General features: G+C 65.1%; 19 protein-coding genes. 10 read left to right on the forward strand and 9 right to left on the reverse strand.

Translation table 11 applies throughout. The features are described 5' to 3' along the window. The first annotated feature begins 1 nt into the window (after nucleotide 1). Both OKW35_RS42975 and OKW35_RS42980 read left to right on the forward strand, forming a co-directional pair. Nucleotides 2-628: a CYTH domain-containing protein gene (locus OKW35_RS42975; RefSeq protein ID WP_090802018.1), complete on the forward strand. Its 627-nt coding sequence runs from the start codon at nucleotides 2-4 to the stop codon at nucleotides 626-628. A gap of 85 nt (nucleotides 629-713) precedes the next feature. Further along, nucleotides 714-1,529 carry a uracil-DNA glycosylase gene (locus tag OKW35_RS42980; RefSeq protein ID WP_184035969.1) on the forward strand — a complete coding sequence of 272 codons (816 nt, stop codon included), beginning with the start codon at nucleotides 714-716 and terminating at the stop codon, nucleotides 1,527-1,529. A gap of 127 nt (nucleotides 1,530-1,656) precedes the next feature. On the opposite strand, the gene OKW35_RS42985 is transcribed toward OKW35_RS42980, so the two are convergent. From OKW35_RS42985 to OKW35_RS43005, 5 genes are all read right to left on the reverse strand, one after another. Then, nucleotides 1,657-2,253 carry an FMN-dependent NADH-azoreductase gene (locus tag OKW35_RS42985; protein WP_184009117.1) on the reverse strand — a complete coding sequence of 199 codons (597 nt, stop codon included), beginning with the start codon at nucleotides 2,251-2,253 and terminating at the stop codon, nucleotides 1,657-1,659. 191 nt (nucleotides 2,254-2,444) lie between these two features. After that, on the reverse strand, nucleotides 2,445-4,235 hold the full coding sequence (locus OKW35_RS42990) for a M61 family metallopeptidase (protein ID WP_429555267.1): 1,791 nt from the start codon (nucleotides 4,233-4,235) through the stop codon (nucleotides 2,445-2,447). 145 nt (nucleotides 4,236-4,380) lie between these two features. Beyond that, on the reverse strand, nucleotides 4,381-5,106 hold the full coding sequence (locus OKW35_RS42995) for a DsbC family protein (RefSeq protein ID WP_090802025.1): 726 nt from the start codon (nucleotides 5,104-5,106) through the stop codon (nucleotides 4,381-4,383). Nucleotides 5,107-5,310: 204 nt separating this feature from the next. After that, nucleotides 5,311-6,483, reverse strand: a complete 1,173-nt coding sequence (locus tag OKW35_RS43000) for a UbiH/UbiF family hydroxylase (RefSeq protein ID WP_429356213.1) — start codon at nucleotides 6,481-6,483, stop codon at nucleotides 5,311-5,313. A 237-nt stretch (nucleotides 6,484-6,720) separates the two neighbouring features. Beyond that, nucleotides 6,721-7,089, reverse strand: a complete 369-nt coding sequence (locus tag OKW35_RS43005; RefSeq protein ID WP_429293998.1) for a hypothetical protein — start codon at nucleotides 7,087-7,089, stop codon at nucleotides 6,721-6,723. Between the two features lie 269 nt (nucleotides 7,090-7,358). Between OKW35_RS43005 and ychF the strand changes: the two genes are divergently transcribed. Continuing rightward, complete coding sequence (ychF, locus tag OKW35_RS43010) at nucleotides 7,359-8,453, forward strand: redox-regulated ATPase YchF (RefSeq protein WP_429555268.1); 1,095 nt, start codon at nucleotides 7,359-7,361, stop codon at nucleotides 8,451-8,453. A 76-nt stretch (nucleotides 8,454-8,529) separates the two neighbouring features. Here ychF and OKW35_RS43015 read toward each other — a convergent pair whose 3' ends face one another. Continuing rightward, entirely contained in the window at nucleotides 8,530-8,769 is a 240-nt protein-coding gene (locus OKW35_RS43015; RefSeq protein ID WP_429555269.1) for a hypothetical protein, read from the reverse strand. 286 nt (nucleotides 8,770-9,055) lie between these two features. On the opposite strand from OKW35_RS43015, the gene ugpB reads away from it, so the two are divergent. The 6 genes from ugpB (at nucleotide 9,056) to OKW35_RS43045 (ending at nucleotide 16,495) form a co-directional block, all read left to right on the forward strand. Beyond that, a complete protein-coding gene (gene ugpB, locus OKW35_RS43020; protein WP_184052405.1) occupies nucleotides 9,056-10,381 on the forward strand; it encodes a sn-glycerol-3-phosphate ABC transporter substrate-binding protein UgpB in 1,326 nt (441 codons plus the stop codon). Nucleotides 10,382-10,453: 72 nt separating this feature from the next. Next, entirely contained in the window at nucleotides 10,454-11,338 is an 885-nt protein-coding gene (gene ugpA, locus OKW35_RS43025; protein ID WP_429555270.1) for a sn-glycerol-3-phosphate ABC transporter permease UgpA, read from the forward strand. Further along, nucleotides 11,335-12,180, forward strand: coding sequence for a sn-glycerol-3-phosphate ABC transporter permease UgpE (ugpE, locus tag OKW35_RS43030; RefSeq protein ID WP_090802035.1), 846 nt, complete (start codon nucleotides 11,335-11,337; stop codon nucleotides 12,178-12,180). Before ugpA ends, ugpE begins: the two co-directional genes overlap by 4 nt. A 50-nt stretch (nucleotides 12,181-12,230) precedes the next feature. Next, on the forward strand, nucleotides 12,231-13,319 hold the full coding sequence (locus tag OKW35_RS43035; protein WP_184065664.1) for a sn-glycerol-3-phosphate import ATP-binding protein UgpC: 1,089 nt from the start codon (nucleotides 12,231-12,233) through the stop codon (nucleotides 13,317-13,319). A 230-nt stretch (nucleotides 13,320-13,549) separates the two neighbouring features. Beyond that, complete coding sequence (gene ettA / locus OKW35_RS43040; RefSeq protein ID WP_184035945.1) at nucleotides 13,550-15,214, forward strand: energy-dependent translational throttle protein EttA; 1,665 nt, start codon at nucleotides 13,550-13,552, stop codon at nucleotides 15,212-15,214. A gap of 156 nt (nucleotides 15,215-15,370) precedes the next feature. After that, on the forward strand, nucleotides 15,371-16,495 hold the full coding sequence (locus OKW35_RS43045) for a DUF748 domain-containing protein (protein ID WP_429555271.1): 1,125 nt from the start codon (nucleotides 15,371-15,373) through the stop codon (nucleotides 16,493-16,495). A 14-nt stretch (nucleotides 16,496-16,509) separates the two neighbouring features. On the opposite strand, the gene OKW35_RS43050 is transcribed toward OKW35_RS43045, so the two are convergent. From OKW35_RS43050 to OKW35_RS43060, 3 genes are read right to left on the reverse strand one after another with little or no spacing between them, the layout of a single operon-like run. Then, nucleotides 16,510-17,133, reverse strand: a complete 624-nt coding sequence (locus OKW35_RS43050; RefSeq protein ID WP_429356220.1) for an HAD family hydrolase — start codon at nucleotides 17,131-17,133, stop codon at nucleotides 16,510-16,512. Between the two features lie 33 nt (nucleotides 17,134-17,166). Further along, the gene (locus OKW35_RS43055; protein WP_429555272.1) at nucleotides 17,167-18,981 is read right to left on the reverse strand and encodes an aminopeptidase P family protein; all 1,815 of its coding nucleotides are present in this window, start codon (nucleotides 18,979-18,981) and stop codon (nucleotides 17,167-17,169) included. An 18-nt stretch (nucleotides 18,982-18,999) separates the two neighbouring features. Next, complete coding sequence (locus OKW35_RS43060; RefSeq protein WP_429555304.1) at nucleotides 19,000-19,278, reverse strand: hypothetical protein; 279 nt, start codon at nucleotides 19,276-19,278, stop codon at nucleotides 19,000-19,002. 229 nt (nucleotides 19,279-19,507) lie between these two features. Here OKW35_RS43060 and OKW35_RS43065 point away from each other — a divergent pair, with 229 nt between their 5' ends. Further along, nucleotides 19,508-20,218, forward strand: a complete 711-nt coding sequence (locus tag OKW35_RS43065; RefSeq protein ID WP_184065653.1) for a response regulator transcription factor — start codon at nucleotides 19,508-19,510, stop codon at nucleotides 20,216-20,218. Nucleotides 20,219-20,281 lie beyond the last annotated feature (63 nt).

Raw genomic sequence — 20,281 nt, forward strand, 5'->3', positions numbered from 1 at the left:
CATGGGCATGGAACGCGAAATCAAGCTGGCGCTGCCGGCTTCGCAGGTGCAGGCGGCGACGCAGTGGTTCGCCGCGCGCGCCGGCAAGAACGGACGCGCGATCAAGCTCGTGAACATTTACTTCGATACGCCGCAGTTGACGCTGGCGTCGTCAAAGAGCGCGCTGCGTCTACGGCAGACCCCGGACGGCTGGCTGCAGACCTTCAAGACGGTCGGCACGGCGACGAACGGCTTGCATAGCCGGCACGAATGGGAATTGCCGGTCGCGGGCGCGAAGCTCGAAATCGAATCGTTGCTGAGCGCTTGCGACGAACCCGCCGCCGCGGATGCGCTGAAACAGGCCGCGCCTGCGCTGATCGAGCTGTTCCACACCAATTTCACGCGCACGCTATGGCTGCTCGACTCCGACGGCGCTCAGATCGAGGCGGCGATCGATCAGGGCGACGTGCTTGCCGAAGTCGACGATGAAGCGCGCCGCGCGCCGATCTCGGAGATCGAGCTCGAACTGAAATCGGGCGACGAAGCGGCGCTTCACACGCTCGCCGCCGAACTCGGCAAACGGATTGCCGGCCTCGCGCCGGATGACATCAGCAAGGCGCAGCGCGGGTATCGGTTGCGCGCCAGGTGAGCGCGTTGCCCGAAACCCGCGGCACCTCATGCGCTCGCTTGCCGCAACTTGAGCTAGTCCGCGTTTGCTGCGACACTTCCCCGCCATGACCTCCGCTTCCCGCACCCGCTCCAGTTTGCCGCAGGCATCGCTGTTCGACGATGTCGCGCCCGCCCCGGCCTCTGCCGCCCCCACCGCCGCCCCGCCCACGCTCGAAGCACAGTTCGCCGCGCTACCAGCGGCCTGGCGCGCGCATCTGAAACCCTTCATCGACAGCGACACCTACGCGCCGCTGTGCCGCTTCGTCGACGGTGAGCGTGCCGCCGGCAAAACGATCTACCCGGCCGACGTGTTCCGCGCGCTCCGCCTGACGAGCCCCGACGAAGTGAAAGTCGTAATCCTCGGCCAGGACCCGTACCACGGCGAAGACCGCGGCACGCCGCAGGCGCACGGTCTCGCGTTTTCGGTCGCGCCGCACGTGCGGCCGCCACCGTCGCTGCGCAACATCTTCAAGGAAATCGCCGCGAGTCTCGGTCACCAGACGCCGCAGCACGGCTGCCTCGACAGCTGGGCCAAACAGGGCGTGCTGCTGCTGAACACGGTGCTGACCGTCGAGCGCGACAGCGCCGCGAGCCACGCGAAACGCGGCTGGGAGAAATGTACCGACACGCTGATCCACGAACTCGCGACGCGGCATCAGAACCTCGTCTTCATGCTGTGGGGCGCGCATGCGCAGGCAAAGCGCGCGCTACTCGGCGGCAAGTCGCACTATGTGCTGGAGGCGCCGCATCCGTCGCCGCTGTCCGCGCATCGCGGCTTTCTCGGTTGCGGGCATTTCGCGAAGGCGAACGAATATCTGTTGCAGCACGGCCGGGAGCCGATCGACTGGCGTCTACCGGACGACGCGCAAATGCTTGCGTGAGAGCGTCGTCGCTCAGAAGATTGCGATACACAACGAAAACGCCACGGAGGGTGAACCCATCCGTGGCGTTATTCTTTTCACCGCTCGCGCCGCATCGAAGCTGCGCAATGCGGCAGGACAAACCCGCTTAAACCGCGGCGATCGCTTCGCGTGCCGAGCTCAGCGCGGCGTTCGCGGCGTCCGGGCCCATGTTCAGGCCTTCGGCGTAGATGAAGTTCACGTCGGTCATGCCGAGGAAGCCGAGGAAGCTCTTCAGGTACGGCGTCTGGCTATCGTTCGGCGTGCCGAGATACTTGCCGCCGCGCGCCGACACGACGTGGACCTTCTTGCCCGTCACGAGGCCTTCCGGGCCGTTCGCGGTGTAACGGAACGTGATGCCCGCACGTGCGATGAAGTCGAAGTACGTCTTCAGTTGCGACGAGATGCCGAAGTTGTACATCGGCGCACCGATCACGATGACGTCGGCGGCTTGCAGTTCGGCGATCAGCGCTTCGCTGCGTGCGGCGATGGCGGCCTGTTCCGGGGTGCGCTGGTCGGCCGGCGTGAAGAACGCGCCGAGCACGGCGTCGTCGAGGTGCGGCAGCGGTTCGGCTTGCAGATTACGGACGACGACTTGCGCGCCCGGATTCGACTGTTGCAGCTTTTCCGTCAGCTCGTTGACGAGAAGCGTCGAGTTCGCGCCTTGCGAACGGGCTGCCGAGTTGATTTGCAGGATCGTGGTCATGGTTGACTCCAGTAGGGGCGCGCAGTGTTGCGCGAGTGAAGTCATTGTGTTTTTTTACCGGCCGGCGAAAAAGCCGTCCGGCGGCGAAGGATTGTTGCATGGGTAGAACAATCAACCGCCCTCCTCCGCCGATTGACAACGGGACAGGCGACGATCGGTGGACCGCCCGGTGCGGCCCACCACCACGCCGATCACTTCGTCAGCCAGCGCTCAAGGGCTTTGCGCGCGGCGGGACGGTGATCGCTGACCGTGAGCTTGTAGCGGGCCACTTCGGGACCGTCGAGCTTCACCTGCGTGACCCGCAACTCGTCGCGGCGGAACGCGTGCACGTCGACTTTCGCGCCCGGCTGATAGCGCATCAGCAGAGCATCGATATTCCCGCCGGTCACGCGCAGACCATCGATCGCGATCAGCACGTCGCCAGCGGAGAGGCCGGCCTTCTGCGCGGCGCTGCCCTCGTGCACGGTCGCGAGCGCGCAATCCGCGCCACCGCGTAGCCGCACGCCGAGCGACGGCTTGCCGTTTTTGTCGACGTCCGGCGCGAGCGCCACGCCGAACGGCGCGAGCAGCGCGTCGAGCGGCAGATCGCGCGTGCCGCGCACGCCCTCGGCGAACAGTTCGGCCAGTTGCGCGCCGCTCGCTTCCGCGAAAATCGCCTCGATCTCGCTTTCGTCGACGCCGACCGGCTTGCCTCGATAAAAGTCACGGCCAAAGCGCTTCCACAGCAGACGCATCACGTCGTCGAGCGATTTCTGGTTGCCGGTCTGCCCGCGGATCGTCAGGTCGAAGGCGAGCGCGATCAGCGAGCCCTTCGTGTAATAGCTGACGATCGCGTTCGGCGCGTTCTCGTCCTGCCGGTAGTACTTGACCCACGCATCGAACGAGCTTTCGGCGACGCTCTGCTTGAGGCGCCCGCTGCCGCGCTGCACCCCGCCGATCACCTTGCCGAGCAGGCCGAAATAGTCGTCCTGCGAGATCACGCCGCTGCGTACGAGAATCAGGTCGTCGTAATACGACGTGAAGCCCTCGAACAGCCACAGCATCGACGTGTAGTTTTCGACGCCGAGGTCATACGGCGCGAACACGGCCGGCTTGATCCGCTTCACATTCCACGTGTGGAAATACTCGTGGCTGCACAGACCGAGATAGGTCCGGTAGCCCTCGCTCATCGGCTCGCGGCCCTGCACCGGCAGATCGGTGCGATTGCAGATCAGCGCGGTCGACGCGCGATGCTCGAGCCCGCCGTAACCGTCGGTGACAGCCTGCGTCATGAACACGTAGCGCTCGACCGGCGCCTTCTTCGACTTCGGTTCGAACAACGCGATCTGCGCTTCGCAGATGCGCTTCAGATCCTTGCACAGACGCTCCATGTCGAGCCCGATCACGCGACCGCCGATCACGACGTCGTGCGGCACGCCGTGCGCCTTGAACGTCGCGAGCGCGAATTCCCCGAGCGTCACAGGATGGTCGATCAATTCGTCATAGTTCTGCGCGCGGTATTCGCCGAAGCCGTAGCGCTTCGTGCCGCGCGCTTCCGGCAGCGCGGTCGCGACGCGCCAGCCGCGATACGCGGCGCCCTGCGGCTTCTGGATATCGACCACGCACTGCGCGTCCTCATGGCCGAGCGGCGACAGGAACACGCTGGTGCCGTTGAAAAAGCCGATCGTGTCGTCCAGATGCGCGGCGCGCACCGACAGGTCCCATGCGTACACCTCATAGCGCAGCGTCAAGGCTCCCTTGACCGGCGCGGCCTGCCACGTGTGCTTGTCGATCTTCTCGACGCGCACCTTGCGGCCCGCGTCGTTCACCGCGCGCAGCGTGACGATGTTGCGCGCGAACTCGCGCACCATGTAGCTGCCCGGAATCCACACCGGCAGCATGAAACGCTGGCCGGCCGGATCGGGATCGGCGACGGTCACGGTGACTTCGAACAGGTGGGCGGCGGGGTTACCCGGAACGATGGTGTAGCGGATCGGCTTCATCGGCGGCGCTTGGGAGTGTCAGGAGAGTGAGGCGGAGAAGTTCGGGGCTCGATGCGAAAGGAGGCGCTGCGTGCGCCTCCTTCAGTTTGAACGTTGCATCTGTTGCGCGCCCGGGGCGGGCGTGGCGCTGTGGCCAGCGCGCTGTTCAGTGCACGGCCGACAGTTCCTTGTCGAGCCGATCTGCCGGCACCGCGCCGGGCAGGCGGCGACCGTCGGCGAGAAACACGGTCGGCGTGCCTTCGACGTTCATCGAACGGCCGAGCGCGAGGTTCTTGTCGATCGCGGCGGTGTCGCAGGTGGCGGCGGCGGTCGGCGCCTGACGGTCCTGCATCCACGATTCCCACGCCTTCGCGCGATCGGCCGAGCACCAGATCGACTTCGACTTGGCCGTCGAATCGGGCGACAGCACCGGGTACAGGAACGTGTAGACCGTCACGTTGTCGATCGACAGCAGCGTTTTTTCGAGCTGCTTGCAGTACGGGCAGTTCGGATCGGAGAACACCGCGATCTTGCGCGCGCCATTGCCGCGCACGACCTTCACCGCGTTGCCGAACGGCAGGCTCGCAAAGTCGATGCGGTTGGTTTCCGACAGGCGTGCCTCGGTCAGATTCTTGCGCGTCTTCGAGTCCACCATGTCGCCGAGCATCAGGTAGTCGCCGCTCGCATCGCTGTAGACAATCTGCGTGCCGAGATTCACTTCGTACAGGCCCGCGATCGGCGTCTTCGACACGCTTTTGATCGTCACGTCGGAAAGACGGGTTTGCAAGGTGGCCTTGAGCTTGTCGGTGGTCTGGTCGGCCTGCGCCGAGCAGCCGAGCATAGCGGCACCGATCGCGAGCGCGGCGGCGGCGATGCGGAAGGTCTTTTTCATGCTGGAGTCCTGGAGTCAGTCGCGCACCTGCGCGTTTTTTACGTTCCGGCCGCGAGTTTCGGCCGCCTATCTGTTCAATCAGGCTCGATCAGGTTCGATCGGGGGTCGGATAAGGGCGGATCGCAGCGCTTCGATCCGGTCATGATACCTGTCCCGGGCGCCGGTGACCGGCCATCGGCTATCCGCCCGACGCCTCGTCGCGGTTTACCCCAGCGCGGCCGACACGAGCCAGCGCTTGATGAATGGCTGCGCGCCGACGAACGCCATGCCGGTATTGCGCACGGCGCGCGCGAGCGGACCGGGCACCGAGAACAGTTTCTGCAGACCGTCGGTGGCAATCATCAGCGCGCGAATGTCTTCGCGGCGCGCGCGTTCGTAGCGACGCAGCAGCACCATGTCGCCGAGATCGCGGAACGACTCCTTGCCGCCGATCGTGCTCGCGAGCGCGGCGACGTCGCGCAAGCCGAGGTTCATGCCCTGTCCTGCCAACGGATGGATCAGATGTGCGGCATCGCCGACCAGCGCGACCCGCGGGGCGACGAGCCGGTCCACGGTCTGCAACGCGAGCGGGAAGCCCTGCGCGGGCGTCACGCAGTCGAGCGCACCGAACTGTTCACCGCTCACGTGCTCGACTTCGGCGGCGAGCCGCTCGGGATCGAGCGCGAGCAACTGCTCGGCGTGTTCGGTGCGCGCCGACCAGACCAGCGACACGTGGCCGTCCGGCATCGGCAGCAACGCGATGATCTCGCCCTCGCGGAACCACTGATACGCGGTTTCGCCGTGCGGCTTCGCAGCCTTGAAATTGGCGACCACACCGATCTGTCTGTAGTCGCGGCGCACCATCTTCGAGCCGATCTGCGCGCGCACCCACGAGTGCGCGCCGTCCGCGCCGACTACCAGATCCGCTTCGAGCACGCTGCCGTTCGCGAGGCCGACGCTCGCGTTGTCGACGGAGAAATCGAGCGCCTGCGCGCGCGCGTCGAACCACGTGAGGTTCGGCTGGAAGCGCAGCGCGGCATCGAGCGCGCGCTCGATCACCGACGACTCGACGATCCACGCAAGCTGCGGCACCGATGCCTGAAACGCCGAGAAATGCAGCTCGGCGTGCGCGTCGCCATAGACGCGCATGTCGTAGACGGGACCGAGCCGTGTGTGATCGAGCGCCTGCCAGACCCGCAGCCGTTCGAACAAGGCCTGCGAACTCGACGACAACGCATAGACGCGCGAGTCGAAGACAGCACCGGCGGGCAGCGCCGCGCAAGGCTGCGCGAGCAGTGCGACGCGCAGTCCGGCTTGCGTGAGCGCGAGCGCCGCGGTCTTGCCGACGAGCCCGCCGCCGATCACGGCGGCATCAAAGGTCTGGTGGTGTGCGTTCATGCGCGCATTATAGCCGCGGGGGGTGCGGGGGACGGATCGACGGGCGCGGCCGTTGGGCGCTGTGCGTGGGGCCTCGCGGGCTCGTGCCGGACATGGTGTCTGGGGGCAGAGCCTGAGGTTGTCGGCCGGGACTGTGCGAGTCTGATGCCGACCGCTCGCGCAACCCGCACTTCATGCGTTGGCGGCCACGCGCATTTGAGTCCCGGGCCGGTGGCCGCGCGGCCTCGATGCGTCGTGCTAATGCGTCGCGGCGCTTGCCGCGAGCGCCGCGTTCGCCTCGCGCATGCGCATGAAGTCGCGATTGGACGAGAGGTTGCGCCACGCGGCCGCCTCGAGCTCCGCCTTGCGATCGCGCTGATCGCTGCGTACCGCGCAGTCGGGGAACACGCGGTCGAACACGCGCCATAGCGAGTCGTAGTCGTTCTTATCGGCGAACCGCGCGATGTCGGCGTGATCTTCGTGCGACAGGTGGGTCGTCAAACAATCGATGGTCTGCCGGTCCGTGGTGGCCTGCGCTTCGTCGAAATTCGGCGCGACCCATGTCGCGACCGAGCCCACCACGACCGCGGCGACGACGCCGATCCCAACCCATCTGATGATTCCCACGCTGCTCCCCCGGAAATTGGAGCTCCGCCGGCTCTGACCTGACGATTCTACAGTGGCTTCGCGCCAATGCGCCGGCGGGTCCGCGCGGGCGAACGGGTTACAATTGCGCTTTCCGTGAAAACTCGCACTCAATCGTCGAGCCAACGCCCCGATTCGGTGTCTTGTCCGCTCCGCTGAGCCTGCCGCGCCCCACCTCACGCGAAGGCTTTCCGAATCCGCGCGCAGCGTCGAGCGCATCACGCAACCTACTGATTCACTGAAGGATTTCCATGAGCCTCAAATGCGGCATCGTCGGCCTGCCCAACGTCGGCAAGTCCACCCTGTTCAACGCGCTGACCAAGGCGGGAATCGCCGCCGAAAACTATCCGTTCTGCACGATCGAGCCGAACGTCGGCATCGTCGAGGTGCCGGACGCGCGGCTGAAGGCGCTCGCCGAAATCGTCAAGCCGGAGCGCATCCTGCCGGCCGTGGTCGAGTTTGTCGACATCGCCGGTCTGGTGGCCGGCGCGAGCAAGGGCGAGGGCCTCGGCAACCAGTTCCTCGCGAATATCCGCGAAACCGACGCGATCACGCACGTCGTACGCTGCTTCGAAGACGACAACGTGATTCACGTCGCGAACAAGATCGATCCGCTGTCGGACATCGAGGTGATCAACACCGAGCTCGCGCTTGCCGACCTCGCCACCGTCGAGAAGTCGCTCGCGCGCTATTCCAAGGCGGCCAAGTCGGGTAACGACAAGGAAGCCGCGAAGAACGCGGCGGTGCTGGAGAAGGTCCGCGCGCAGCTCGACCAGGCGAAGCCGGTCCGCGCGCTCGATCTGACCGATGAAGAAAAGGCCACGCTCAAGCCGTTCTGCCTGATCACCGCCAAGCCGACGATGTACGTCGCCAACGTGAAGGAAAACGGCTTCGAGAACAACCCGCACCTGGACGCGATCACGAAGTTCGCGGCCGCGGAAGGCGCGCCGGTCGTGGCCGTGTGCGCGGCGGTCGAAGCGGAAATCGCCGACCTCGACGAAGCCGACATGGAAGTCTTCCTCGCCGACATGGGCATGCATGAGCCGGGCTTGAACCGCGTGATCCGCGCGGGCTTCAAGCTGCTCGGCCTGCAGACCTACTTCACGGCCGGCGTGAAGGAAGTGCGCGCGTGGACGATCCACGTCGGCGACACGGCGCCGAAGGCGGCCGGCGCGATCCACACCGACTTCGAGCGCGGCTTCATCCGCGCGCAGACGATCAGCTTCGACGACTACATCACCTACAGGGGTGAACAAGGCGCGAAGGAAGCCGGCAAGATGCGCGCGGAAGGCAAGGAGTACGTCGTGCATGATGGCGACGTGATGAACTTCCTGTTCAACGTGTAAGCGCGAAGCAGCGCAAACTGCGCTGCGCGCTTAAGGCCCGCGAACCTCAGGGGTTGCGGGCTTTTTTGTTTGCGCGCTACGACTTCCGCAACGCGTCGAGACAACGGGCCTTGGCAGTCGTGACCGCCGAAACACCGTGCAACGCTTTGGCCTTGTAGTTTTTCGGCGCATCGTCAATAAACGGAATGCCGCACACACGCGATACCGCGAGAATGTGACTGTCGCCTTCGACAGGGTCTACGACCTTCAGCACAGCTGTGGGATTTCTCGGCAACGCATAGGCAAGAGCGATTCCCGGATTAGGCGTCAATGGCATGCCGAAAGCTCCGACATGATGGGAATGCCTTGGCGACCCAATCGTGTACGAACCTTCAGGTATCGGCCCGACCGATCGGACGTGTTGCATGAGGCGATTGTTTTTGCCCGCGCCGTGGCCCGAGTTGCATCACCCGTGATCTTTCCGAATAGATTCCCGTTTATTTCCTTTCCGTGACAGCCAATGCTAAATTTCGGCTTCCGGCGCGCCGCCGCCGGAATGTCATCGAACACAACTAGAATCGCGCGATTCGCGTCCGCGCCCCTTCCGAACCGGAGACAAATCGATGAATTACAAGCCGCTGTTCCGCTCACTTTCCGTCGCCGCTGTATTGAGCATCGGCGTCAGCCAGGCGGCTCACGCCGCGACCGAAATCCAGTTCTGGCACGCCATGGAAGCCGCACTGGGTGAACGTCTGAACGACATCGCGAACGACTTCAACAAATCGCAAAACGACTACAAGATCGTGCCCGTGTTCAAGGGCACCTACGACCAGACCCTCGCCGCCGGCATCGCCGCCTATCGCAGCGGCAATGCGCCCGCCATCCTGCAGGTCTACGAGGTCGGCACCGCGACGATGATGCAGGCGAAGAAAGCCATCGTCCCGGTCACGCAGGTATTCAAGGATGCGGGCCTGCCGCTCGATCAGAAAGCCTTCGTGCCGACCATCGCGAGCTATTACAGCGACTCGAAAACCGGCGAACTGATCTCGATGCCGTTCAACAGCTCGACGCCGGTGCTGTACTACAACAAGGATGCGTTCAAGAAGGCTGGCCTCGATCCCAACCAGCCGCCGAAGACCTGGGCCGAGTTGCACACCGATGCGCAGAAGCTGAAGGCCTCGGGCATGTCGTGCGGCTATTCGTCGGGCTGGCAAAGCTGGATTCAGCTCGAGAACTACAGCGCGTGGCATGCGGCGCCGTTCGCGTCGCGTAACAACGGCTTCGACGGCATGGACGCGCAGCTCGAATTCAACAAGCCGCTGCAGGTCGCGCACATCCAGTTCCTGCAGAACATGGCGAAGGACGGCACGTTCACCTATGTCGGCCGCAAGGACGAACCGGTGTCGAAGTTCTATAGCGGCGACTGCGGCATCATCACGAACTCGTCAGGCTCGCTCGCGACGATCAAGAAATACGCGAAGTTCAACTTCGGCACCGGCATGATGCCGTACGACGACAGCGTGAAGGGCGCGCCGCAGAACGCGATCATCGGCGGGGCGAGCCTGTGGGTGCTGTCGGGCAAGGATCCGGCCGTCTACAAGGGCGTCGCGAAGTTCCTCGCCTATCTGGCCACGGCGCCAGTCGCCGCGAAGTGGCATCAGGACACCGGCTATCTGCCGATCACGACCGCCGCGTATGACCTGACGCGCCAGCAGGGCTTCTACGACAAGAACCCCGGCAGCGACACCGCGATCCGCCAGATGCTGAACAAGCCGCCGCTGCCGTTCACGAAGGGCCTGCGTCTGGGCAACATGCCGCAGATCCGCACCGTGATCGACGAAGAACTCGAGCAGGTGTGGGCGGACAAGAAGACGCCGCAACAGGCGCTCGACTCGTCCGTCGCGCGCGGCGACGACCTGCTGCGCCGCTTCGAAAAGGCCGGTAACTAAGCATCGCCTGCAGGCAGGGTTCCGGCGCTCCCGCGCGGGAACCCGTCGTTGCAGCACACTCTGGACATTCCGATGGAAAAGCGCTCCTACTTCGGCACCAGCGTGCTGCCCTACCTGCTCGTCGCGCCGCAGCTGCTCATCACGCTCGTGTTCTTCCTGTGGCCGGCGGGCGTCGCGCTCTGGCAATCGACGCAAACCCAGGACGCGTTCGGTACGTCGAGCGCGTTCGTCGGACTCGCGAACTTCAAACAGCTGTTCGCCGACCCGCTGTATCTGGCGTCGTTCAACACGACGATCGTGTTCTGCACGCTCGTCACCGTGTCGGGCCTCGTGATCTCGCTGTTGCTCGCGGTCTGCGCGGATCGCGTGACGCGCGGCGCGAAGGCCTATCAAACGCTGCTGATCTGGCCGTACGCGGTCGCGCCCGCGATCGCCGCGGTGCTGTGGTCGTTCCTGTTCAACCCGAGCATCGGCCTCGTCACGTATGCGCTCGCGAAATACGGCATCGTGTGGAATCACGCGCTGAACCCCGGTCAGGCGATGTTCCTCGTCGTGCTCGCGTCGGTCTGGCAGCAGATCAGCTATAACTTCCTGTTCTTCTATGCGGGCCTGCAGGCGATTCCGCGCTCGCTGATCGAAGCGGCCGCGATCGACGGCGCCGGTCCGGTGCGCCGCTTCTTCGGCATCGCCCTGCCGCTGCTGTCGCCGACCACGTTCTTTCTGCTGGTGATCAACATCACCTACGCGTTCTTCGACACCTTTCCCGTGATCGACGCGGCGACCGGCGGCGGCCCCGGCCAGGCCACCCGCACGCTGATCTACAAGATTTTCGCCGAAGGCTTCCAGGGGCTCGACATCGGCAGTTCGGGCGCGCAGTCGGTCGTGCTGATGATCATCGTCGTGGCACTGACCGTCGTGCAATTCCGCTTCATCGAACGCAGGGTTCAATACTCATGATCGAGAACCGACGCGGTTTCGACCTGTTCTGTCACGCGGTGCTGATCATCGGCGTCGCGCTGGTGGTGTTTCCGGTGTACGTCGCGTTCTGCGCGGCGACGATGAGCGAGCACGAGGTGTTCACGGTGCCGCTGTCGCTCGTGCCGAGCACGCATCTGTTCGAGAACATCGTCACGATCTGGACGCAGGGCACCGGCAACGCCGCGGCGCCGTTCAATCGCATGCTGGTCAACAGCCTCGTGATGGCGCTCGTCATCGCGATCGGCAAGATCGCCGTGTCGATGATCTCCGCGTACGCGATCGTCTACTTCCGCTTTCCGTTTCGCACGCTCGCGTTCTGGCTGATCTTCATCACGCTGATGCTGCCGGTCGAAGTGCGGATTTTCCCGACCGTGCAGGTGGTGTCGTCGATGCATCTGAGCAATACGTACACCGGTCTGACGCTGCCGCTGATCGCGTCGGCGACCGCGACGTTCCTGTTCCGCCAGTTCTTCAAGACGCTGCCGGACGAGCTGATGGAAGCCGCGCGCATCGACGGCGCGGGCGCGCTGCGCTTCTTCTGGGACGTCGTGCTGCCGCTGTCGCGGACCACGATGGCGGCGCTCTTCGTGATCACGTTCATCTACGGCTGGAACCAGTATCTGTGGCCGATCCTGATCACCAGCCAGCAGTCGCTGATCACCGCGGTGATCGGCATCAAGGGAATGATCGCCTCGGGCGATACCGCGACCGAATGGCATCTGGTGATGACGGCCACGCTGCTCGCGATGCTGCCCCCGCTCGCCGTCGTGCTGACGATGCAGCGCTGGTTCGTGCGCGGCCTCGTGGATTCGGAAAAATGATCCGGTATGGCGGACAGCGACAAGCACTCAAAATCAAAGGCTAGAACGGCATGGCTGCACTGACTCTGCAAAGCGTTAAGAAAACCTACGACGGCAAACAGTTCGTGTTGCACGGCATCGACGTCGACGTCGCCGACGGCGAATTCGTCGTCATGGTCGGGCCGTCCGGCTGCGGCAAATCGACCTTGCTGCGAATGGTCGCCGGGCTCGAGCGCATCTCCGACGGCAGCATTTCGATCGCCGGCAAGGTCGTCAACGAGCTTGAGCCGAAGGATCGCAACATCGCGATGGTGTTCCAGAACTACGCGCTGTATCCGCATATGAGCGTGGCCGAGAACATGGGTTACGCGCTGAAGATCGCGGGCGTCGATCGTGCGCAGATCGCGAAACGCGTCGAAGCCGCCGCGCAGATTCTCGAGCTCGGCGCGCTGCTGCAGCGCAAGCCGCGCGAGTTGTCGGGCGGGCAGCGGCAGCGCGTCGCGATGGGCCGCGCGATCGTGCGCGAGCCGGCGGTGTTTCTGTTCGACGAGCCGCTGTCGAATCTCGACGCGCGTTTGCGCGTGCAGATGCGCCTCGAAATCCAGCGCCTGCATGCGCGCCTCAAGACCACGAGTCTGTACGTCACGCACGATCAGATCGAAGCGATGACGCTGGCGCAGCGCGTGATCGTGATGAACCAGGGCCACGCCGAGCAGATCGGCGCGCCGACCGAAGTCTACGAGCGGCCGGCCACGGTGTTCGTCGCGAGCTTCATCGGCTCGCCGGGGATGAACCTGCTCGAAGGCCGTGTCGCGGACGACGGCTCGACCTTCGACGTCGCCGGCAACGGCCCGAAGCTGCCGCTCGCGGGCGTGCCGTCGATCGGCCGCGAAGTCGCGACAGGCCGCGAGTGGACGCTCGGCATTCGCCCCGAGCATCTGAGCCCGGGCACGGCCAACGCACCGTTCGCGACACTGAGCGTCGATTCTTGCGAAATTCTCGGCGCGGACAATCTAGCGCACGGCCGCTGGGGCAAGCACGATGTGACCGCGCGGCTGCCGCACGCGCATCGTCCCGCGGCCGGCGAGGCGCTGCAGGTCGTGCTGCCCGCGCAGCATCTGCACTTCTTCGATCCGGCGACTGGACGGCGCGCGAACTGAGACGCCCGTGGCGCGCCGCGACGGCGGCCCGCCGCCGGCCCCCCTGCCGCCCGGCCCTCGCCGCGAAGTACAATGCCACCTGAACCACATGCCGCGCGCGGCAGCGTCGTCGAATCCGACGCCGCGCCTGCCGGCGCCGGGTGTTCCGCCCGGCCCTCACACCGACTACCCATTCACCCCCGACTGCCCGCCCGCACGCGGCCGGCGTCGTCAACGTCTACTGCAAGCTAATGGCCCAATACGTTTTCACCATGAACCGGGTCGGCAAAATCGTGCCGCCCAAGCGCCAGATCCTGAAAGACATTTCGCTTTCGTTCTTCCCCGGCGCGAAGATCGGCCTGCTCGGCCTGAACGGCTCGGGCAAGTCGACCCTGATCCGCATCATGGCCGGTGTGGACACGGAGATCGAAGGCGAAGCGACACCGATGCCGAACCTGAACATCGGCTATCTGCCGCAGGAGCCGCAACTCGATCCGCAGAAAACCGTGCGTGAAGCGGTCGAGGAAGGCCTCGGCGACGTGTTCAAAGCGCAGAAGAAGCTCGACGAAATCTACGCGGCCTACGCGGAGCCGGATGCCGACTTCGACGCGCTGGCCGCCGAGCAGGCGAAGTACGAAGCGATCCTCGCAACGACCGACGGCAGCGCCGAGCAGCAGATCGAAATCGCCGCCGACGCACTGCGCCTGCCGGCATGGGACGCGAAGATCGAGCATCTGTCGGGCGGCGAAAAGCGCCGCGTGGCGCTGTGCAAGCTGCTGCTGCAAAAGCCCGACATGCTGCTGCTCGACGAGCCGACCAACCACCTCGACGCGGAATCGGTCGAATGGCTCGAGCAGTTCCTGACGCGCTTCCCGGGCACCGTGGTCGCCGTCACGCACGATCGCTACTTCCTCGACAACGCCGCCGAGTGGATTCTCGAACTCGACCGCGGTCACGGCATTCCGTGGAAGGGCAACTACAGCAGCTGGCTCGATCAGAAGGAAGAGCGTCTGAAGCAGGAAGAAGCGTCGGAGTCCGCGCGCCAGAAGGCGATCAAGAAGGAACTCGAGTGGGTGCGCCAGAACCCGAAGGGCCGCCAGGCGAAGTCGAAGGCGCGTATCGCGCGCTTCGAGGAGCTGAACAGCCAGGACTACCAGAAGCGCAACGAAACGCAGGAAATCTTCATTCCGGTCGGCGACCGCCTCGGCAATGAAGTGATCGAGTTCAAGAACGTCAGCAAGTCGTACGGCGACCGGCTGCTGCTCGATAACGTCAGCTTCAAGATCCCGGCCGGCGCGATCGTCGGCATCATCGGTCCGAACGGCGCCGGCAAATCGACGCTGTTTCGTATGCTGACCGGCCGCGAGCAACCCGATTCGGGCGAAATCGTGCAGGGTCCGACCGTCAAGCTCGCGTACGTGGACCAGAGCCGCGAAGCGCTCGCAGGCACCAAGACCGTGTTCGAGGAAATCTCGGGCGGCGCGGACGTGCTGACGGTCGGCAAGTACGAAACACCATCGCGCGCGTATATCGGCCGCTTCAATTTCAAGGGCGGCGACCAGCAGAAGATCGTCGGCAATCTGTCCGGCGGCGAGCGCGGTCGTCTGCATCTGGCGAAGACGCTGATCGCGGGCGGCAATGTACTGCTGCTCGACGAACCGTCGAACGACCTCGACGTCGAAACGCTGCGCGCGCTCGAAGACGCGCTGCTCGAATTCGCGGGCTCGGTGCTCGTGATTTCGCACGATCGCTGGTTCCTCGATCGCATCGCGACGCATATCCTCGCGTTCGAAGGCGACTCGCAAGTCACGTTCTTCGACGGCAACTACCAGGAATACGAAGCGGACAAGCGCGCGCGTCTCGGCGAGGAAGGCGCGCGGCCGAAGCGCCTGCGCTACAAGCCGATCTCGCGTTAAGAAGCGGGCGGACGACGGCCCGTCTGGCGCGATGCCGCACGGGCCGCGGGGCATGCGCGTTGCTAACCGTCGCTAGATGGAGGCGCGCGTGAAAGTCTCGCGCACGCGACAGACGGTCAACACAGCGCCGCGCGACGCGGCAACGAGGAGACAGGCATGGCGATGTCGAAGGGCAGGCGCTGGATCGTCATCGTGGGCGGAACGCTTTTGGCGTTGGTTCTGATCGCGATCGGCGCGATGCAATTCGCGCAACAGGAAGTCAAGAATCGCGTCAGCGCGGCGCTCGGGCCGCTCGGCAGCGCCGACAGTATCGACGTCGGCCTCACCTCGGTACACCTCACCCACGTCGTGCTAAAAGCGCCGCCTGACTGGCCAGCGGGTGAACCGCTACGCGCCGACGAAATCACGATCACCCCGGACGTGCGCGATCTGATCGCGCGGCGCATGCATATCCGCGAGGTCGTCGTGCGCGGCTTCGACATAGCCGTGTTACGCACGAAGGACGGCTCGCTGAATCTGCTGCCGAACCTGCGCGAATCGCTGAACCGCGGCGATCAGCCGGGCAACGCCGGCACGGCGCCGCCGATCCCGCGCGAAAAGCTGGTCGACCATATCCGCTTCGAACACGGCAACTTCCATTTCTACGACATGACTGTCGGGCCGCCGCCGTTCAAGGTCACGGTCAGCAACGCGAACGCGAGCGTCGACCATCTGCATCTGCCGGCGCTTACCGAACCGACCCATGTCAGCGTTCGCGGCTCGATGAAGGGGCCGGCGCATACGGGCATCGTGACGTTCGACGGCTGGATCAAAATCGCCAGCCGCGATTCGCAGACGACGAGCACGCTGCACGGTGTCGATATTGCGATGCTCGATCCGTATCTGCTGAAGAAGGCCGGCACGCGCGCACAGGTGACGGGCGGCACCGTCGATCTGACGATCGAATCGACGGTGCGGAACTATCATCTCCATGCGCCCGGCACGGTGACAGTCCACAACCTGCAGCTCGCCGAATCCGACAATCCGCTCGAGACGTTCATGTCGATTCCGACCCGCGCCGCCGTCGCGGCGCTGAAGACGCATAACGGCAATATCACGCTGCATTTCGTGCTCGACGGCGATCTGCGCGATCCGAAGTTCTCGGTGCGCGAAGGGATCCTCACGCGCATCGGCGCGGGGTTTGCGCAGGCGCTCGGGGTCAGCGTCGAAGGCGTCGCGAAGGGTGCGGGCGAGACCGTCAAGGGTCTCGGCAATGCGCTGAAGAATCTGCTGGGGCAGTAGCGGCGGCGGTCAGCTCAAACCGGCAAGCCCAACTCGCGCAGCTTGGCTTCCGTTTGCGCGGCGCTCGTGTGATGCACGCCGTGCCAGCCGAGCGCCTTCGCGGCTTCGGCGTTCTTCGCGTTGTCGTCGATGAAGACGAGTTCGGCCGGCTCGACACCGGGCATTTGCAGTTCGATGCGCCGGCGCATCTCCGCGAAGATCGCCGGGTCGGGCTTCACGAGTTTCACGCGCCCCGACACGACGACGTCGCGAAACCGCCGCAGCACCGGATAGTGCTCCCACGCGTACGGAAACGTCTCGGCCGACCAGTTGGTCAGCCCGAAGAGCGGCACCTCGGCCGCTTCGAGCTTTTCCATCAGCGCGATGCCGTCGTCGAGCACACCCGCCACCATCTGGTGCCAGCGCTCATAGAACGCGCGGATCAGCGGTTCGTGATCGGGAAACCGCGCGATCAGCTCGTCGGTGGCTTCGACGATCGGCTGACCGCCATCCTGGCGGATCACCCAGTCCATCGAGCAGACGTGCGTGAGGAACCAGCGGCGCTCGACTTCGTCGGGAATCAGCTCGCGGTACAGGTACTCGGGACTCCAGTCGATCAGCACACCGCCGAAATCGAACACCACTGCCTTGATCGCCATGCACCACGCTCCTTTGGAAGGTCGTCGCTATGCTCAGATGGGTTGCGTGCGCAGTTCCAGCCACGCTTTCGCGTCGCCCGATACATGCGGCGCGAGGCGCGCGCGCACCGTCTCGTGATACGCGTTGAGCCACGCGCGCTCGTCGTCGCGCAGCAGCGACAGCTCGATGCAGCGCGCGTCGATCGGGCACAGCGTCAGCGTTTCGAACTTCAGGAAGTCGCCGAATTCGGTTTTTTCCGCGGCCACGTTCAGCACGAGGTTTTCGATTCGCACGCCCCACTTGCCCGACCGATACAGACCCGGCTCGTTCGACGTGATCATGCCCTCCTCCATCGCGGTCCACGGTTCGGCCGGTGCGTAGTGCGAGATCACCTGCGGGCCTTCGTGCACGTTCAGGAAGTAGCCGACCCCGTGACCGGTGCCGTGGCCATAGTCGGCGCCGGCCTGCCAGATCGGTGCGCGCGCGATCGCGTCGAGCATCGGCGAGCGGATGCCGCGCGGGAATTGCGCGCGTGACAGCGCGATCATGCCCTTCAGCACGACGGTGAAATCGCGGCGCTGTTCGCTGCTCGGCGTGCCGACCGGGACGACGCGTGTGATGTCGGTCGTGCCGCTCAGATATTGGCCACCCGAATCGATCAGCAGCAGGCCATTGCCTTCGATCACCGCATGCGACTCCTCGGTCGCGCGATAGTGCGGCATCGCGCCGTTCGCATTGAAGCCCGCGATCGTCGCGAAGCTCAGCGACACGAAGCCGGGACGGCGCGCGCGAGCTGCCGTCAGACGCTCGTCGATCGTCAGCTCGGTGATGCGCTCGCGGCCGAGCGCGCTTTCGAACCATGCGAAGAATTCGGCGAGCGCGGCGCCGTCCTGCTCCATCGTCTCACGCACGTGCGCGGCATCGGCGGCGGTCTTGCACGACTTCAGGAAAGTGGACGGATTGACCGCCTCGACCACCTTGACCGACGACGGCACCGCCTGCAGCGAGCCGTACGTGATGCGGCGCGGATCGATCAGCAGTGTGCTGCCGGCTGGCAGCGCAGCAAGCGCGTCGGCGGTTTTCGCGTACGGCTCGACGCTGATGCCGTCGCGCGCGAGCACTTCGGCGAGCGCCGGCGACACCTTGCCGTCGGCGATAAATAGCGACGCCCGATCCACGCCGATCAGCGCGTGCGCGACGAACACCGGGTTGTAGCTGACGTCGGCGCCGCGCAGATTCAGCAGCCAGGCGAGGTCGTCGAGCGTCGAGATGAAGTGCCACTGCGCGCCTTTCTCGACCATCGCGCGACGCACCTGCGCAAGCTTGTCCGCACGTGTGACTCCCGCTTGCGGCGCGGCGTGCTCGAAGACGGCGTCGGCGGGCAGCGCCGGGCGCTGCGCCCAGATCGCGTCGAACAGGTCGAGGTCGGTGCGCAATTGCACGCCGCGCGCGTTCAGTGCGGCGCTCAACGCGCGCGCGGCCGCGACGCCCAGCACCGCGCCGTCCACACCGACCGTGCCGCCGCTCGCGACGTTCTGCGCGAGCCATTCGAAATGCGGCGTCGTGAGCTGGCCGCCAGTCATCTTCATCAGCTCGACACCGCTGCCGGCGAGCTGCGCACTTGCCTGCTCCCAGTAGCGGCTGTCGGTCCAGACGCCGGCGAAATCGGCGGTGACGATCAGCGTGCCGGCCGAGCCGGTGAAGCCCGACAGCCACTGGCGGCCTTGCCAGCGCCCTGGCAGATACTCGGACAGATGCGGATCCGCCGACGGCACGAGGTAAGCGGCAATGCCCTCGCGCGCCATCGCGGCGCGCAGGCTCGCGAGGCGCTCGGGAATGGAGGAGGTTTCGGGAAGTCGGGCGTTCATGGAGTTACCTGCAAGGATTCATCGACGGATTGACCGGCGCGTTGATTGACGCGACAAGAGGCCGACCGTCACGGCGACGGCGATGAGCGCGACGGCGGTGCATACCGGCCATTCGAGCATGTCGCCGTCATGGAAGAGACTTGTCACATTGCCGGCCATCCGCGCGACGCTCGTGCCGAGCACACCGGCCAACAGCGCGGCCCACCAGCGGGCGTGGCTCGCGCGGCGCTGCGGATGCAACCACCAGCCCGCGAGGCCGATCACCGCGCCGAGTACGAGAATGCCTGGCCAACCCATCAGGCGTCGACTCCAGACTGGGCGCTCAAACATGGCAAGATCAATTTCGGATTCGTCTCATAGGCGGAAGGAGCCGCCAACGCTAGCATTTTTGCCTCCTCAACTATACAAGTTCAGCACGGCGCTTTCCGCATAGCGGTTGAGTTTAGGGATCGGGGTGTGCTTAGGCAAGTTGTAAGTCTGACGAAAACGCCTCATGCTTCGCCCGTTGCCAGGCTGACGCAGCGCCATGCGCATCGCCCTTATCGAACCCGACGTGCAACACGCCAAACTGGTCGACCGGCTCATTTTCGCCGGCGGCCACGCGTGCCAGCACTTCACCACTAGCGCCACCTTCCTGCAGCGCGCTACCGACGAATTTTTCGACCTGTTGATCACCGAAAGTTGGGCCGGCGACCATTGCGCCGAAGACGTGATCCCGCGCGCGCGCTCCATTCTGCCGGGCCTGCCCATCATGATGCTGCTGAGCGCACCGCGCGAATGCCAGATCGTCGCCGCGCTGCATGCCGGCGCCGACGACTGTCTCAGCAAGCCAGTGCGCGGCCCCGAAATGCTCGCGCGTGTCGAGGCGCTGCAGCGCCGTGCGGGCCTGCGGCGGCCGCCCAACCGTCGACGCGACGTGATCGGCGGCTATACGTTCGACGCGGCGAATTTGGCCGTGACATTCCGCGACCTGACCGTGATCCTGACGCCGAAGGAATTCCGCCTCGCGCTGGTGCTGTTCAACAATCTCGCGCGGCCGGTGTCGCGCGCGCATATTCTCGAAACCGTGTGGGCCCGCCGCCGTGACGTAAATTCGCGCACCATCGACACCCACGCGTCGCGCGTGCGCAGCAAGTTGCAACTGCGCCCGGAGCTTGGTTACACGCTGACGCCGGTCTATGGTTACGGTTACCAGCTCGACGCGATCCCGCCGGAGAGCCTGACAGGCGCGAACTGACGCATGCGGGATATATGGCGGGCAGAATGTGAGTATCGTGGAAACGCTATAATATATGGCTGA

The organism is Paraburkholderia sp. MM5477-R1 (assembly GCF_050436385.1).
Lineage (GTDB): Bacteria > Pseudomonadota > Gammaproteobacteria > Burkholderiales > Burkholderiaceae > Paraburkholderia > Paraburkholderia tuberum.

Coding starts and splice junctions, on each gene's coding strand:
- ychF (WP_429555268.1), top strand. CDS start 7,359: ATGAGCCTCAAATGCGGCATCGTCGGCCTGCCCAACGTCGGCAAGTCC.
- OKW35_RS42975 (WP_090802018.1), top strand. CDS start 2: ATGGGCATGGAACGCGAAATCAAGCTGGCGCTGCCGGCTTCGCAGGTG.
- ugpB (WP_184052405.1), top strand. CDS start 9,056: ATGAATTACAAGCCGCTGTTCCGCTCACTTTCCGTCGCCGCTGTATTG.
- OKW35_RS43045 (WP_429555271.1), top strand. CDS start 15,371: ATGGCGATGTCGAAGGGCAGGCGCTGGATCGTCATCGTGGGCGGAACG.
- OKW35_RS43000 (WP_429356213.1), bottom strand. CDS start 6,483: ATGAACGCACACCACCAGACCTTTGATGCCGCCGTGATCGGCGGCGGG.
- OKW35_RS42980 (WP_184035969.1), top strand. CDS start 714: ATGACCTCCGCTTCCCGCACCCGCTCCAGTTTGCCGCAGGCATCGCTG.
- OKW35_RS43060 (WP_429555304.1), bottom strand. CDS start 19,278: ATGGGTTGGCCAGGCATTCTCGTACTCGGCGCGGTGATCGGCCTCGCG.
- OKW35_RS42990 (WP_429555267.1), bottom strand. CDS start 4,235: ATGAAGCCGATCCGCTACACCATCGTTCCGGGTAACCCCGCCGCCCAC.
- OKW35_RS43065 (WP_184065653.1), top strand. CDS start 19,508: ATGCGCATCGCCCTTATCGAACCCGACGTGCAACACGCCAAACTGGTC.
- OKW35_RS43015 (WP_429555269.1), bottom strand. CDS start 8,769: ATGCCATTGACGCCTAATCCGGGAATCGCTCTTGCCTATGCGTTGCCG.
- ugpE (WP_090802035.1), top strand. CDS start 11,335: ATGATCGAGAACCGACGCGGTTTCGACCTGTTCTGTCACGCGGTGCTG.
- OKW35_RS42995 (WP_090802025.1), bottom strand. CDS start 5,106: ATGAAAAAGACCTTCCGCATCGCCGCCGCCGCGCTCGCGATCGGTGCC.
- OKW35_RS43035 (WP_184065664.1), top strand. CDS start 12,231: ATGGCTGCACTGACTCTGCAAAGCGTTAAGAAAACCTACGACGGCAAA.
- OKW35_RS43055 (WP_429555272.1), bottom strand. CDS start 18,981: ATGAACGCCCGACTTCCCGAAACCTCCTCCATTCCCGAGCGCCTCGCG.
- OKW35_RS43050 (WP_429356220.1), bottom strand. CDS start 17,133: ATGGCGATCAAGGCAGTGGTGTTCGATTTCGGCGGTGTGCTGATCGAC.
- ettA (WP_184035945.1), top strand. CDS start 13,550: ATGGCCCAATACGTTTTCACCATGAACCGGGTCGGCAAAATCGTGCCG.
- OKW35_RS42985 (WP_184009117.1), bottom strand. CDS start 2,253: ATGACCACGATCCTGCAAATCAACTCGGCAGCCCGTTCGCAAGGCGCG.
- ugpA (WP_429555270.1), top strand. CDS start 10,454: ATGGAAAAGCGCTCCTACTTCGGCACCAGCGTGCTGCCCTACCTGCTC.